The organism is Desulfothermus naphthae (assembly GCF_054657475.1).
The window spans coordinates 706,166-722,186 of sequence record NZ_BAAHYQ010000003.1; the positions used below are offsets into that span (position 1 = coordinate 706,166).

Consider the following 16,021-nt stretch of genomic DNA (forward strand, 5'->3'; position numbering starts at 1 on the left):
TCCCTTGATAATTTTTTTGCTATCAGTACATCATTCTATAGCCTTCTCCAATTTCCTCTTAAACTCCTCCAAAGAATCACTTCGTAACGCTACTCTAAACAAACCCTTTATCACTTCTCTATCCTCAATTTCCTTGATTTTCCTAACTATGGCCCGCGGCACTATCTCAAATCGCTCCTCCAGAGCATTTACCAACATCTCCTGAGCTTCCAACAACAATCCCTGCTGCAACCCCTGCTGCAATCCCTGTTGCAATCCCTGTTGCAATCCCTGTTGCAACCCCTGTTGCATACCGGCTTCATATCTCTCTTGCCCTATTAACTCATATGCTGCTGATTCTATCATGATATCCCTCCTCCTTTGTAACAATTTTAATGCCATCTCTTCTGATACCAAACCCGCCATAATTGTCATCCCTGTTAACATATCTGCCTTGTATGCACGACTTTCTTCTCCCTCATATATCCTCCTCTCTGCCTCTTCTACCAACTCACTACCTCCCTTCATCAACGGCATAAAGGGATACAAACATTTAATTCCCTTTTTTAACACCTCTTTCGCTTCCATTTCATACAACTTTACCACTTTATACTTGAAATCAACCTCATTGTCATGATAATAATCCTTTACTCCGTAACATCGCCTTAATTCTATCATTATTGTTTCTATCTCAAGCCCTTCTTCCAGTAAGTGACGACATCTTGTCTCCAGTGTCCTCAGTGGCAAATATTTCTTCCATGCGGTTATCAGTTCCAGTAACACCATTTTCTCTGTCCCATCTTCAAACAGGGCTTTTAAAACAAAATCTGACCTCCTTACTGACGCTGTCTCCTGGGGACGTACCTCTATGAGTTCAGCATCCTTCACCCTCAACCCGCACAACTCTTGCAACACTGCCTTTCTGCAATGTGACAATATTACCTTTGACGCTATATCATACTGCATCCTCAACTCCTGCTTTTCATGAAACTAACCTCTCACCTCTTCTCTATCAAACTACCTAACACCTGAAGAGCATTATTTGCATGTGCCCTTTTTTTATGCTCACTTTAAATGCCATCTCTTCTGAGACATAGGGATGTGTTACAACAGATTAAAAGATTTTAAAATTTCTGCAAATTCACTATTTTTTTTGGCAAATGTTCGGAGAACTTCTATCAAATTCTGGAGCCGACCTTCCTTTTCAATTCTTTCAATGGCCTCATTTCGAGCCTGACGAATAATTGTGCGCCTATCCCAGAATGCAAAGGCTATCACCGCAGCAGTCAAAGTAGTAAAAATTCCAGTTAACATCCATAAAAAATTCATAATCTGTTCAAAGCGTTTATCCACCTGTTCAAAACGTTTATCCACTTGTTCAAAACGTTTATCCATTTCCCGGTACAAGGCATCAAAACGCTTGTCCATGTAATAAATAATAAATTGAGTATCCTTTGACAAACCCATAGGTAATGGTGTCTTAACCTCTGATTTTGCATTAGAGGCAATCACTCCACCTGAAAATAAACTCAAACAAAATATAATTGTAATTATCAGAATAAACCTTTTCATCATTCTAACACCTCAATATTATTTACTATTTACATTCTCATTTGACTTTACCTTTTGTTTATATTTATGTCAAGTTGCTGTTAAAATTCAAATATGTTTTATATTAACGTTAACCTATCCTAACCATTAATCAATAATCCCTCTTCCTTGTTTACTTTTCTAGGTCTATAGATACTTTTCTCAACAAAGGGTAGGAGACTGATTTAGGCAGGCTTTGTAACAACCCATTTATCCATAAACCCATTAACCCAAATTGCATTATTTGCATGTCCCCTTTTTGATGTTGTGACCTGTTATCTGTGTGTGTGATCTGTTATATACTCACTGTTCAGTCTTCATTGATCACTCTTTATCACACACACTGATCACACACACTGGTCACTCTTGTTAGTGTCTGTGACCTGTTATCTGTGGTCTGTGACTGATTTCGAGAAAAAGGCCTTCTTGTTTAATGTTCCATTTTATTATTAAGCCAACAAACCCATCAACCCATTTACGCATTAACGCATACCCCCATTAACCCATTAACCCAAATTGCATTATTTGCATGTCCCCTTTTTTGATGTTATCACACACACTGATCACACACACTGGTCACTCTTGTTAGTGTGACCTGTTATCTGTGTGTGTGATCTGTTATATACTCACTGTTCAGTCTTCATTGATCACTCTTTATCACACACACTGATCACACACACTGGTCACTCTTGTTAGTGTCTGTGACCTGTTATCCGTGGTCTGTGACTGATTTCGGGAAAAAGGCCTTCTTGTTTAATGTTCCCTTTTATTATTAACCCAACAAACCCACCAAACCCATTTACCCATTAACGCATACCCCCATTAACCCATTAACCCAAATTGCATTATTTGCATGTCCCCTTTTTTGATGTTGTGACCTGTTATCTGTGTGTGTGATCTGTTATATACTCACTGTTCAGTCTTCATTGATCACTCTTTATCACACACACTGATCACACACACTGGTCACTCTTGTTAGTGTCTGTGACCTGTTATCTGTGGTCTGTGACTGATTTCGGGAAAAAGGCCTTCTTGTTTAATGTTCCATTTTATTATTAAGCCAACAAACCCATCAACCCATTTACGCATAAACGCATAAACCCATTAACCCAAATTGCATTATTTGCATGTCCCCTTTTTTGATGTTGTGACCTGTTATCAGTGTCTGTGATCTGTTTTCCACTCACACTGATCACTGTTATCTGTTATCTGTGTGTGTGATCTGTTATCTACTGACACTGTTCAGTTTTCACTAATCACTCTTTATCACACACACTGATCACATACACTGGTCACTCTTGTTAGTGTGACCTGTTATCAGTGGTCAGTGACTGATTTCGGGAAAAAGGCCTTCTTGTTTAATGTTCCATTTTATTATTAAGCCAACAAACCCATCAACCCATTAACCCATTAACGCATACCCCCATTAACCCATTAACTCAAATTGCATTATTTGCATGTCCCCTTTTTGATGTTGTGACCTGTTATCAGTGTGTGTGTGATCTGTTATATACTCACTGTTCAGTCTTCATTGATCACTCTTTATCACACACACTGATCACACACACTGGTCACTCTTGTTAGTGTCTGTGACCTGTTATCTGTGGTCTGTGACTGATTTCGGGAAAAAGGCCTTCTTGTTTAATGTTCCATTTTATTATTAAGCCAACAAACCCATCAACCCATTTACGCATAAACGCATAAACCCATTAACCCAAATTGCATTATTTGCATGTCCCCTTTTTTGATGTTGTGACCTGTTATCTGTGTGTGTGATCTGTTATATACTCACTGTTCAGTCTTCATTGATCACTCTTTATCACACACACTGATCACACACACTGGTCACTCTTGTTAGTGTGACCTGTTATCTGTGTGTGTTATCTGTTATATACTGACACTGATCACTGTTATCTGTGATCTGTGTCTGTGATCTGTTATATACTCACTGTTCAGTCTTCATTGATCACTCTTTATCACACACACTGATCACACACACTGGTCACTCTTGTTAGTGTGACCTGTTATCTGTGTGTGTGATCTGTTATCTACTGACACTGATCACTGTTATCTGTGATCTGTGTCTGTGATCTGTTATCTACTGACACTGTTCAGTTTTCATTGATCACTCTTTATCACACACACTGATCACACACACTGGTCACTCTTGTTAGAATTACATTATTCGCATGTCCCCTTTTTTGCTCTTTTTAGGTACGCCGATGGCGAATCCTCTATTGTTAAATCGCACAAAATCCTCTTATTATAATCGCAATAAGAACTCCAAGTATAAAAATACCTAATGCTTTTGTCTCTTTTCTGAGTTCTCCTATTAAAACTTCATAACCAAAAAGAATAATGAGACTTTTTGCTGCAATCATACCCACTTTGTGAATATTTATATTATCAGCAGGGATTATAAATAAACTTGTTATAATTAACAAGATTAAAATATCCATTGGTGTTACATAAAATCCACTACGTCTTCTTGTAAGTTTTATCGTTAGAACAGAAAATGTAGTTACTAAAAGAAATAATAAGTTATAACCTATTAATAAAGAATGATTAGTTAAGACATAGCTATTTTGTTCACCTAAGAAAATTAAATAAGGAAAAAACATATATGCTATTAATCTTAGTAAAAGATTTAATTTCTTTCCAATACCAATATTAAATAACAATAAAATTACTATAGCTGTTGCAACAATAGATAAATATTTTGGTATATTTGCAGGTACAAAAGAAATAAAAACCATTAAAACAGGAAGAAAAATTTTTAAGGCAAAAAAACACCATTTAATAAAAAATCCCTGTTCTCTAATATCTCTTAATTTACTTTTTAAGTTTGTTATAAACTCAAAACGTACGAGTTTATAATCTCTTTTTTCAATAAAAATAAAAAATAATATCGTTAAAACAAGAAAAATAATAAATCCAAGTAAAATTATTATTGACGAAGATGTTCTAAAAATAATAGCCAAAAGAATAAATAAAAATTGTAATGTATAGAGAACAACTACTGCTTCTGTATGAAATAAACCAAGACGAATCAATTTATGATGAAAATGGTTTTTGTCTGCTTTAAATAATGGTCTTTTTTCCATCATCCTCTGAGTCATTACTGAGAGGGTATCCAGAATAGGAACTCCAAAAATAAGGGCTGGCAAAACAGGGCTTAAGTCAATACTTTCTTGAGTGAGCTTTATAGCCAATATTATTCCACTAAATCCAAGCAACTGGCTCCCGGTATCTCCCATGAAAATGGTTGCTGGATATGTGTTAAATCTCAAAAAACCCAGAATACTCCCTATCATGGATGCACAAAAAAGTAAGATAATAGGCATGTGAACTAAATATGCAAGATAAGCGATACATGAAAATGCCAACAAACAAATCCCACCTGCCAGTCCGTCCAGACCATCGGCAAGATTAATGGCATTAGTAATACCTACAATTACAACCAGGGTTAACAAAAAGCTAGACCAATCAGAAAGACAAAAATTTTCAGGAAGAATGTTTCCAACAGATAAAATTCTTACCTTACCATACACTATTAAAACCACGGCTGCTATTATTTGAGCTGAAAATTTAGGTTTATACCCTAAAGAGAACAAGTCATCTAAAACACCAGAAAACACAATTATCCCACATCCAATTAAAAAGGCATAAAAAAATTCATTTTTTGGTACCCACATAAAGGTAGTGACAAAAAAGGCCAGGGCCATGCCAATCCCGCCAATTCTCGGAACAGGCCTCTCATGCATCTTTCTTTTAGACGGTATATCCAACAGGAGATTGTACTTAAGAGCAATTCTATAAAGAACTGGAATGATAGATATAGTGATAAAAAAAGAAATTATAATAATTGTAAAAACTACAGTCATATTACTCCGTTGATTTCAAAAAGTTCTGCGAATTTGTTAACAGATATGGCTTTCAAACTGCTATTTCCAGAACTCTGTCATTTTCATTTATTTGAATGTCCTTCATATCTACAGACAAACAACCTTCTACAGCCACGCAAATATTGGTCAAAAGTTCCTCAAATGTTTCACCTTGAGTAGCACAACCAGGGATAGAAGGGACTTCTGCCCAATATCCACCTTCTTCTGCAGTGTGAACGATTACTTTTAATTTCATATTTCAATATCCATTTTTGATTTTCTCACCTGTTATAAAAATCAATACAGTTACAGCAATCATTATACAATCTCTTAAAATCTTGTGCAATTTTATCCCAGGAATAATTTTTTTAAACATACTTACTTGCTTCTTATTTTACAGTATATTTATTTTAAAGCAAAAAGTTTAACTTGTATCAAAGATCCTTGACTTTGCATTTGCTATTTTTTTAATTTTAAGCAGGCAAATATTTATTTAAAATTGGATATATCATTCTTATGAAATTTTCCAGTCTCTTGTCTGCGTCCCTAACCATCTCAAAATTATAAATTGGCGTAACTATTCTTATAAGCGCACCATCTGTTCTATGTCTTGTTATGGAATCCAAAAAATTGAAAAATTTTACATGATAAGCATCACTAATAACTCTTCCTCTTAGATAAAACCAATAATAACAAATCTGACGATTACCCGTTTTTTCCATATAAAGTCTTCTAACAACTATTGTTTTATTATTAGATAATCTTACTTTTTTTAAACCATCTTGCTTTAAAACCCATCCGCTTCCAGTAAAACAACTTCTTGGCGAATGGATTGATTTTCCTTTGGTTTGTATTTCATAGTATGCCACATAAAAATTTACTGTTTTACCCTCTGAATTCTGGTAGTTTAATACAACATAATCTGAAAGATCTAATGCATTTATTATATCTTTAGTTAAATAATCGTGCGTTCCCTTCCATCCATCAACAGCTACAGGAAAAGTTGATAATGCTTTGTTAATAGGTATTTTTTTCTGGGTTAATTTTATTGAATAAACCATACATGTATTTAAGAAAAATATAATAAAAATAGCAATAAATGTCAGGTAAGACGGTTTTAAAGGTGCATTGAGTTTTTCATCTTTATGTTCATTTTTATTTTTAGCCTTATCTGGTGTTTTTGTATTAAAGCTTGTGTAAGGAAATATTTTTTTCAGTAGCCACATTTCACCTAAAATTATTAACATATTCAATATAAAAATTAACCATCCTGAAAATGCATGGAAGAATCCTTCTGCTACTTCCTGACCAACTTTCTTATATAAAATACCAGTAATTGTGATTCTAAGAGCATTGGTTATTATAGACAGAGGTATGGTAGAAAGTACAATTATTAATTTCTTCCATAACTTTTCTTTATAAAAATAAACCATTATTATTCCCAGGACTAATAAAGGAAAAAGATACCTAAGTCCACTACAAGCATCTACTACCTGTAACTTAGTAAAACCAAGATCAATTATATTTCCTTCTCTATAAGCTGGAATATCGAGAAACTGAAGGAATAATACGCTTAATTTAGAAGATATAAGCTTTAGTTTTAATGTGAGTCTGTTGTTTATAAATTGAGGGAGAGGAAACATCAAAGGAATAATCATTAAAGGGAAAATAATTTTTTTAAGTTTTGACCAACCTACAAAACACCATACCAATCCCACTATTATAATCCACAAGGAAATATATTGTGAATAAAATTCACCTGCAAGTTCTCCAAACCAGAATATAATAATTCCTGAAATTATTAAAATAATTCCTTTCCAGGAAGGGATAGAGGGAACACTTTTTAAAATATCTTTTTTTTCCCATAACAGATAACAGACTATAAAAGGTATAATATACCCATAATTATAGTCTTCTCTAGTAAGATCTACAAAAAAAAGCCACGAAAGAGTGGAATAATAAGTAGCGATTATTAAAAGTCCAATAATACCCAAATATAAGCTATTATAAATCTTTTCTCTTTTTAACATATGTTTTAACCTTTTCTAATAATATCAAAAATGCAAAAACAGGAAGAACCTTTTGTCTTTTTATCCTCTTTGGCTCTGATATAAGTCTATATAGCCATTCAAGATTTAGCCTTTGCCAAAAAATTGGAGCTCTTTTTACATTTCCAGCAATAGTATCAAGAGTTCCTCCTATACCTTGACATACCTTTACTGTATTTAACTTGTCTTTATATGCAGCAATCCATCTTTCCTGTTTTGGAGAACCTAATGCAACAAAAAGAATCTCTGCTTTTGAATTATTTATTTTTTCTATTAATTTGTTCATATCTTTTTCATTCACATAACCATGGGATCTTCCAACAATATTTAAGCCTCGATATTTTCTTATTAAAATATCTACAGCCTTTTTATTTACTTCTTCTTTTGCACCATATACAAATACTTTAAATCCTTTTTTAGCTGCCAATTTACATATCTCTTCCATCATATCAGCGCCAGGAAGCCTTGTTATATGAATTCCATATAGGAGTCTTGCTGCTAAAACAACACCTATCCCATCTGGAAGGAGTATATCAGCATCTTTAAATATTTTATAAACAACTGGATCTTTTGGAACGGAAAAATTTTTTTCAGGATTAGAGGCAAAGATTGTATGAACTTTTTTCTCTTTTGTATGGATAAACTCTTCTATCTTTTTAAGAAATTCTTGTTTAGTTATACTATCTACCCATATATTTAATATTTTCAACCTCTGCACTTTCTTTAACCTTTTCTTCTAATGTTTTTAAATTTAAAGGTGAATTAATTGAAATCGCCGTGCAAAAATAAACTTCTTTAGGTAGCCCATGTTTTTTCATGTGTAATACATTTATTTCACTTTTAACTCCATAACAGGGTGAAGAGAAATTCTTTGTTAAATTGAAATCGTATTCATCAACGGAACAGATAAATATAGACCCTAAAATTTGCATCATAAGATAATGTTTAGCTTGACAATATAGTGAATTAATGGTATAAAGTGTTTCAAATAGGAAGTATGAAGGAGGCACTGATTCTATGCGTAGATTCCATGTTAAGTTCACTGAAAAAAATCTTACGGGCAACGCCGGACTGGTATTGCTGGGCCTGTTTGCTGACAAACTGAAGCTTCCCAAGATGCTTGAGCAACACATTACTATTAAGCGGGGAGCTACCGCACAGTATAAGGTTTCCGACATTATCATGATTTTGATGATGGCAGTGTTAGCCGGGGCTAAGCATATGAGCCATGTATTTATCCTAAAATCTGATTTAGCATTGAGGTCGCTTTTTAAATGGGAAAGGTTTCCTGACTATACTACCATAAATCGGGTTTTTAAGTTGTTTAATCCCCGACATTGCAATGAGCTCTCCGATGTAGAAACAAAAGTGCGCAAAAAGGTTTGGGGTAAAAAATGGTTTAGCCGCATCACTTTAGATTTGGACTCTACAGTGCGTGGGGTGTATGGGAAACAGGAAGGTGCCGAGAAGGGTTACAACCCCAAGAAGCCAGGACAAAGGGGATATCATCCGCTACTTTGCTTTATTGCTGAGACGCGGGAATGTCTTCACAACTGGTTTAGAGCCGGAGATGCTTATTCAGCCAATGGTTGTGTAGAGTTTATGCAAGAGTGCTTTGCCAAGCTTCCAAGGAGAGTCTGGAAAATTATTGTACGTGCAGATTCCGCCTTTTTTAATGGAGAACTTTTAGACTACTTAGAAGAGGCTCATGCTTTGTACTTAATCAAGGTTAAGATGCGAGGACTCACTCAGCTTTTAGAAGCTCAGAAATGGCACAAGGTTAAAAATAGACCTGGCTATGAGAAGACCGAATTCACATACAAATGTGAGAGGTGGAAACACCCCCGCCGGTTTGTGGCCGTACGTCAAGTAATAGAGAGCAAATTTAGTTGCTTTTTTTTCAGCGTTACAAAGACTGAGTATGATTATTTTTGTTATGTAACAAATATGAACCTGAGTCCCTGGGACGTCCACAGGTATTATTGCCAACGGGGGGCCAGTGAAAACTGGATTGAGTGGTGTAAGGGACAGATGGCCTCTGGAAGCATTTTGACACAGGATTTTTGGGCCAACTCCGCCATATTCCAGACCTGTATTCTGGCTTACAATCTACTGGTTTGGATGATGTGGCTCAACGATGAAGATGGTTTTAGAGAAGAGCCCAACACAATCCGCATGTTTCTAATCCATGTTCCAGCTCGGCTGATGCATGCGGGACGACAATGGTTCCTTCGATTATCGAGGGATTATTTTTTCAAAGAACGTTGGATAAAGATAGAAAATTCCATCCGGTCATTACAATTTGCTTAATCTTTTTTTGAGAGTATCCTCCAAAATAGGATTTTGCGTAAGTCCATGTGCAGTGGTGTGCCTTTACACACCCGTAAAGAGTGCCACTGACCGCAGCTTCTACCTGAAAAAGCCTTCCAAGTCACAATGAGGGAGACATATCCTTTAACATAACAGCTCCATATCTAGGTATCTCTGTCCAGAACAATCAGTTGCTTACGATTGAACTGTAATTGCAGATTTTAGGTAGACTCTTTTTTATTTTCTATTTGCCACCATCTGTCAATCTTTTTTACCATTGAACCATCTGCTAAATGAAAATTTAATTCAAATTTGTGAGTTCCTTCTCCCCAAAAAGAATCTTTTATAATAAAAAACTCATTATCAAAAAATGATACAGTTCTTCTATGAAATACCGGGTTAGAAAGCCTTTTATATCCATCATGATAAGCAGAAATATACAGATCTTTCTCAGTTGTATAAATTCTTTCTAAATGACATCTATACGGATGGCTCCATATAAAAGAAGTTTCTTGAACTGCCTGGTCTTTATCATCAATTGTAACTGTATTATGTGCCTTTGTACCTTTAAAATATTTTCGTAGCTTGAGCTCTTTGTTGTACTTATATGTCCCAGTATCAATCAAAAAAGGATTTCCATTCTTTATAAGAATTACAGAAAGTGCATCAGCATGACCGTGGTTATACAATGGTGGCATTCCTAATGGGCCATGATCAAATATGAATAATATATTATCTGTTCTTATAATGCTGTATCCTGAAGTTTGAAAAAGATAATATCCTACTTTCTGTGGATTACTCCTTATTATAGGATATACCCCAGGTGCTATTGCATGAGCATCATCGCTATCCCCAATTGAGGGGTATTTATCTTTGTCATAATAAAAACAACTTAAAAATTTTTCACCTTTTTTTAACCTATATTCAACTTCTTTGAGTTCATTATTTCCGTTTATTTCAAGCATATTTTTTGATAGCCATAAAAGATCAAGAATAAACCTATGATAATTTAAGGACTGCTCTGCAGGTCCTCCATCATTTAAGATTTGGTGATAAGCTTCCTGTTTCAGAAGTTGTATGGCAACATCAAGCCATTTTTTACTAAAAAGGCAGTCTATAGAAAGAGCAGCAAAGATAAGTCCTGTGCATTCTGCTATTGTGTGATTTCCAACAGAAGAATAAAGAGAAAGTCTATTAAAAACAAACCAAGCGTTTATAAATATCTGTTGAGCAATCTCTTTTACTTCTTCTTTTGTTAGGACATCGTCCAATGCTTTAAAACAATATACAAAAACAGGTATCCTAAGAGCACATTCCATTGCAGATATATAATGTAACCCATAAGGAAAAGGATTATCATTAAACCATTTAAACAGAGATCTTTTAATATATTTTTTTATTATTTCTTTATCTTTATTTGCTAAAGTAGGATTTTGAAGAATATATAAACTTAAAAAAGCCAAATGTTGAAGTCTAGCTGGCTCCCAAATAGACCTTATATCCAATGGAAACTTGGTTATATCTATATCTGAAAAAAAAGTGAATCTGTACTGGGCTTCAATTTCACTTATTAACTCAATAGATTCATTTAAGGTATATGTTTTCCCTTTTAAAATTTCATTTACAATCTTATAAGAATCCCGTTCAAAATAAAAATTAGGAATTTTAATATGTTGGATAAAATTTATATGGGTCTGAAGAATTTTTTTCTGTGCACTTTTTAGTCTTTTAATAAAAATTAATTCTTTTATTCTATAACATATTTCTTTTATTGATGAATTTTTAAGTCTCAAGATATAAAACTTAATTTTTTTTAATTGGCTCATAACCTGGTCTATATCCTATTATCCTTTGTGGATTTCCAATAACAATTGCTCCTGCAGGAACATCTTTAGTAATTACAGATCCAGCTCCAATTATAGCCCCTTTACCTATTCTAACATTTCGCATAACTATTGTTCCCACTCCAATAAAAACATCATCTTCTATTATAATCTTACCTGCTCCATTATCTCCAGGATGTAACCATTTAGCAGTAGCATCGTGAGATAAAAGAATACAGCCATATGTTATTGTACAATTATTGCCAATAATAATTTCACCTCTTCTAACATCAAGTTTGGCACCCAAACTAATCATGGTATTTTGGCCAATTTTAATGCCACACATTTTATAATATATTTTTTTTATCCTTCTCAAATAACTACCAACATGGTGAATAATTTTTCGAAATACTGTATAAATAAACATATTTTCATTCCTTACCTTTACAAAAGAATTAAAATTAATTTCTTTTTAAAATATCTATAAAACTATTAAAAGTAACAAATTTAATATTATTTATTTTTTTAACCTGTTCTAAAAAATAAATTAAATTTCTACTATTAAAAAAATCTTTTGAATGTGAAATCATAACTAAAGGAACATCACAATTCTGCCAATCATAAAATTCCATTGCTTTAAAGAGAAAATAAATCATTTCTTTAGAAGACTGTTTGCAAAAATCCCATTTTGCTGGATAAGAATCAAATACTTTTTTTAATATACTTTTAACACTTAGTTTTTTTTGTGTTTTTTTATTGTTTTTACTATTTTTATTATTTCTCCAAAAAAACTTTGAAATTAATAATCTATATAAAGCCGTAATTATTCTATAACGGTTTACATATTTATAGATAGGCATTTTTAATGCATGAATCGGAATTTCTATTATTGGATAGTTTTTATCTAAGTACCAATATCCTTTCTTTGTATTTTTAGGATTAGTAGAAACAGCTAAGGAATGAACATGTAAGTTATTTTTAGCCATAGAAGCAAAAACACTTCTTGGAGCCTCTGACCAATTTAAATTGGTCAGTCGTAAAACCTTACAACTATACACTCTATCAATTGGTTTTAAAATATTTTCTAAACATTTCTTTGAAGTTGAAATTATTTTATCAATTTCATTAGCTGAAAATTCAGATATACAAATATCTGGATCATCCATTATCCATTGTCCAGATTTATAATAGGCATTAAACCACTGTGGGTGAATATGTAACTGAACATCATGACCTCTCTGATATGCATCAATAACATGTTTGGACATAGCATTAGCATAAGAATAACCTTTGTCCTTTTTTATTTGAGCATCATACTCTTGAAATTTTAAATATTCCCCCACTTCAAACATGATTGTAAGAGGTACATTATATTGTTCCAGAATACCAAGTATTCTATCTGTAGGTTTAATAATATGACGCAAAACATCGCCCGCACCATTACCAAAAATCTCATAATCAAGAGTGAGTATAATATAAATCATAACAAACTTTCCTTAAAAAGATCTAAATAAACTCCCTCAATTCTCTGCACAACTTTAGAAGCAACAAAATACTCTTTTGCATAATTATGATTAAATTGTGAGATCTTTATTCTAAGATCCCTATCTAAAATTAACTTTTCTAAGTAATTTGCAAAGACTTTGGGATCTTTAGAATCAGTAATAAAACCATGTTTGCCATTAATAAAAAAGTCTTTTAATCCTCCAACACGTCTTGTAATAACAGGTAGGCCAAAATACATGGCTTCTAAAACGGAAATGGGAAGACCTTCATGGTATGAAGGAAATAAATAAATATCAGAATTCAAAAAAACTTCTGTCTTTTTCTTCCCTGAAACATAGCCTAAAAATTTAATATGTGGTATCTTTTGTTCCTTTACAAATTTTTTAACATACTCTAACTCTGCACCACTTCCAGCAATAAAAAGTGTTATATTGTGGAACTTCTGATACACAATCTTAAAAGCCTCAATTGCCTGATATATTCCTTTTGTTTTTTCGATACGGGCAAGAAATAGTATTATTAAGTTTTTTTTAAATGGTTTTTGTTTTATATTGTTTTCTATACTATTTTCTAAAATAGGATTATCATCTACCATATTAGTTTCAACAATAATTTTAGTTTTTATCCCAAGTTTTAAAAGTGATTTTTTAAAATTCTCAGATAAAACAAAAATAACATCGGCTAAATTATAAATGAGCGCAAAAATTCGTGATAGATATTTACAAGACAACATCTTTTGTTCTAAATTGTAATCCCATCCATGTATAGTTACAACTATTTTTCTTCTTAATAAGGCTGCCCATAAAATAAAATAACTATCTCTAATTAAGGGTATTGGCCTAAATGATGGATTTGCATGAATAATATCTACTGAATGGATTAAAATTCGGAATGGGAATAATAGACTAAAAAGAGTAAGAAAAAATCTTGACTTTATCTTTTCTCTAATAGAGGAATCACTATGTTCTTTTAATATATCTATTGATTGTTTAGAAATTTCCTTTAGATTAATTATCTCAATAAGATCCCTCTTAAGATGTTTTACCAAATATTTTGCGTAAATAGTTACTCCACCTCTACGAAGAAATCTAAATGACCTAGTAAATAAAATATTAATTTTTTTCATTGTAAAACTTTTTATTTAACTTCTTTTCTTTTGTAAAATCTATTATTTGGTAGTTATTACCTTGAACCCAGATTATGCCAATAATATTAAAATTTGATTTTGATAGTACCTTAATAGTAGCTATATTATGTATATTTGAAGAACCGTATAAAAAAACAATATTTTTTTTCTTTAAATGATGTAAGGCATAATTCATAAGTATATAATAGAGACCTTTTCCTCTAAATAAAGGATCTGTATAGAAAGGACCAATATATGCTTCGTTTTCATCTAATCTTAATGCTCCTGCAGGGCCTAACTCATCGTAAAAATTTTTATGTATCCAAGTATATGCTGCTAAATGCCTATTTTTACTAATAGCTAAACACTTAGAACCTCTTTCGAACCACTTTTTTAACGGTAAAAAATAAAGCTTCTGAGGAACCTGATAAAAATTGTTAAACTCACCAACGTCATTTATCACAAGAATATGATATTGAGAAAAATTATTTAATAAATATAAACTTGTTAAAGATAAATCAATTCTATAAATCAAAGTTATAGATGAAGAAAAACCAGTTTTTTGCGCAAAAATTTTAAAAATTTCTACTATTGTACTTAATATTCCTTCACTTTGTACTTTAAAAACGGTTTTCTTTAGCAATGTTTTTATCTTGTTCATTTCAACCTCCACAAAAGCTTTCTAAATTGCCATAGAAAAGGTTTAATATCTCGTAAATCAAATATATCCCAAATAGGAAATTTTAAATAATCTTTAAACATATCTATAATCCACTTGGGATCACGATATTTTCTTAAAAGATAAAAACCGGCTCTTATATCTCTAACTAAATTTATCCAAATTAATTTTTTACTACTATTCTTATCAGTCTTTTCTTTTAAAACAAAATTAACAAAACGATCCATTAATATCTTAATCCATCCACAGGCTCTAGGATTAACTTCAATTAAATATACCTGTTTATTCTGAGGAACAATTTTACATTCTACTTCAACAAAACCTTCATACTTAACATAAGATAAAATTTTTTGGGCAATTTTTCTTACTTCGACTACGTAAGAATTATTTGTTTCTTCTACTACACAACTTGCTAAGCCTCCAGGATAAGGAAATTTTCTCTTCTGAATTATTACAATTCCTACTTTTTCTATTCCATTTTCCCAATATCCCCCATAACTTATATCAGTATCAAAACCTCCTTTAATATATTCTTGGAGAAGTAAATTTTCCCTTTCTTGCGTAGTAAAATTGGACCAATGTAATTGTAATTCTTTGGTAGAATTTATAACTACCGTTTTAAAAGTTGTTTCTTTATATCTTATATTCCATTTTAAAATGGATGGAAATAAATTAAAATTTTTAATATCTATATCCTTTAAAATATAACATTTAGGATAATTAATTCCTAATTGCTGTGATAAGATTCCTGTTTTAAATTTATTTGCAAAAATGTTAGCAACTTCATAGGAAGGATAGATGTTATATGATAAAAAAGTTTCTGGATAATTCTTTAATAAGTAATTTAAAAAGTAATCGCTAGTTACTTGAACAATTGTATTTTTTTGAATATATTTTTCTAATATACTTTTAAGCTCATCTAATTTTTTTATTATAAAAATCTTTCCATATTTAGATTTTATTCCAACTTGAGATGGTGTTCCAATGGCTAGAACATTTAATCCCATTCTAGCAAAGGTTCTAAGTAAAGCTAACCCTTGAGGGGCTAAACCTAAAATAGCTACATCAAATTTCAT

Annotated in this window: 14 protein-coding genes; 1 reads left to right on the forward strand and 13 read right to left on the reverse strand. The window is 32.3% G+C overall.

The features are described from left to right. Positions 1–30: 30 nt before the first annotated feature. The 7 genes from ACYQ1E_RS15150 to ACYQ1E_RS15180 form a co-directional block, all read right to left on the reverse strand. Positions 31–945, reverse strand: a complete 915-nt coding sequence (locus ACYQ1E_RS15150) for a hypothetical protein (protein ID WP_459881209.1) — start codon at positions 943–945, stop codon at positions 31–33. A 138-nt stretch (positions 946–1,083) separates the two neighbouring features. Beyond that, a complete protein-coding gene (locus tag ACYQ1E_RS15155) occupies positions 1,084–1,551 on the reverse strand; it encodes a hypothetical protein (RefSeq protein ID WP_459881212.1) in 468 nt (155 codons plus the stop codon). 2,258 nt (positions 1,552–3,809) lie between these two features. After that, positions 3,810–5,453, reverse strand: coding sequence for an MraY family glycosyltransferase (locus ACYQ1E_RS15160; protein ID WP_459881215.1), 1,644 nt, complete (start codon positions 5,451–5,453; stop codon positions 3,810–3,812). Between the two features lie 52 nt (positions 5,454–5,505). Further along, positions 5,506–5,709, reverse strand: a complete 204-nt coding sequence (locus ACYQ1E_RS15165) for a type II toxin-antitoxin system HicB family antitoxin (protein ID WP_459881218.1) — start codon at positions 5,707–5,709, stop codon at positions 5,506–5,508. Positions 5,710–5,926: 217 nt separating this feature from the next. Continuing rightward, complete coding sequence (gene xrtD, locus ACYQ1E_RS15170; RefSeq protein ID WP_459881221.1) at positions 5,927–7,483, reverse strand: VPLPA-CTERM-specific exosortase XrtD; 1,557 nt, start codon at positions 7,481–7,483, stop codon at positions 5,927–5,929. After that, positions 7,458–8,210, reverse strand: a complete 753-nt coding sequence (locus ACYQ1E_RS15175) for a WecB/TagA/CpsF family glycosyltransferase (RefSeq protein WP_459881224.1) — start codon at positions 8,208–8,210, stop codon at positions 7,458–7,460. Before ACYQ1E_RS15175 ends, xrtD begins: the two co-directional genes overlap by 26 nt. Beyond that, positions 8,182–8,436, reverse strand: a complete 255-nt coding sequence (locus ACYQ1E_RS15180; protein ID WP_459881227.1) for a hypothetical protein — start codon at positions 8,434–8,436, stop codon at positions 8,182–8,184. Before ACYQ1E_RS15180 ends, ACYQ1E_RS15175 begins: the two co-directional genes overlap by 29 nt. An 82-nt stretch (positions 8,437–8,518) precedes the next feature. Here ACYQ1E_RS15180 and ACYQ1E_RS15185 point away from each other — a divergent pair, with 82 nt between their 5' ends. Then, positions 8,519–9,811, forward strand: coding sequence for an IS1380 family transposase (locus ACYQ1E_RS15185; protein ID WP_459878963.1), 1,293 nt, complete (start codon positions 8,519–8,521; stop codon positions 9,809–9,811). Between the two features lie 221 nt (positions 9,812–10,032). On the opposite strand, the gene ACYQ1E_RS15190 is transcribed toward ACYQ1E_RS15185, so the two are convergent. The 6 genes from ACYQ1E_RS15190 to ACYQ1E_RS15215 are packed head-to-tail and all read right to left on the reverse strand — an operon-like array spanning position 10,033 to position 16,021. Next, on the reverse strand, positions 10,033–11,637 hold the full coding sequence (locus ACYQ1E_RS15190) for a heparinase II/III family protein (protein ID WP_459881230.1): 1,605 nt from the start codon (positions 11,635–11,637) through the stop codon (positions 10,033–10,035). Continuing rightward, positions 11,615–12,061: an acyltransferase gene (locus ACYQ1E_RS15195; protein WP_459881233.1), complete on the reverse strand. Its 447-nt coding sequence runs from the start codon at positions 12,059–12,061 to the stop codon at positions 11,615–11,617. Before ACYQ1E_RS15195 ends, ACYQ1E_RS15190 begins: the two co-directional genes overlap by 23 nt. Positions 12,062–12,095: 34 nt before the next feature. Beyond that, complete coding sequence (locus tag ACYQ1E_RS15200) at positions 12,096–13,118, reverse strand: polysaccharide deacetylase family protein (protein WP_459881236.1); 1,023 nt, start codon at positions 13,116–13,118, stop codon at positions 12,096–12,098. After that, positions 13,115–14,266 carry a glycosyltransferase family 4 protein gene (locus ACYQ1E_RS15205; RefSeq protein WP_459881239.1) on the reverse strand — a complete coding sequence of 384 codons (1,152 nt, stop codon included), beginning with the start codon at positions 14,264–14,266 and terminating at the stop codon, positions 13,115–13,117. Before ACYQ1E_RS15205 ends, ACYQ1E_RS15200 begins: the two co-directional genes overlap by 4 nt. Further along, positions 14,253–14,927 (reverse strand): GNAT family N-acetyltransferase, encoded by a 675-nt coding sequence (locus ACYQ1E_RS15210; RefSeq protein ID WP_459881242.1) that lies wholly within the window; start codon positions 14,925–14,927, stop codon positions 14,253–14,255. The genes ACYQ1E_RS15205 and ACYQ1E_RS15210 overlap by 14 nt, the downstream gene beginning before the upstream one ends. Continuing rightward, positions 14,924–16,021, reverse strand: a complete 1,098-nt coding sequence (locus ACYQ1E_RS15215) for a hypothetical protein (protein ID WP_459881245.1) — start codon at positions 16,019–16,021, stop codon at positions 14,924–14,926. Before ACYQ1E_RS15215 ends, ACYQ1E_RS15210 begins: the two co-directional genes overlap by 4 nt.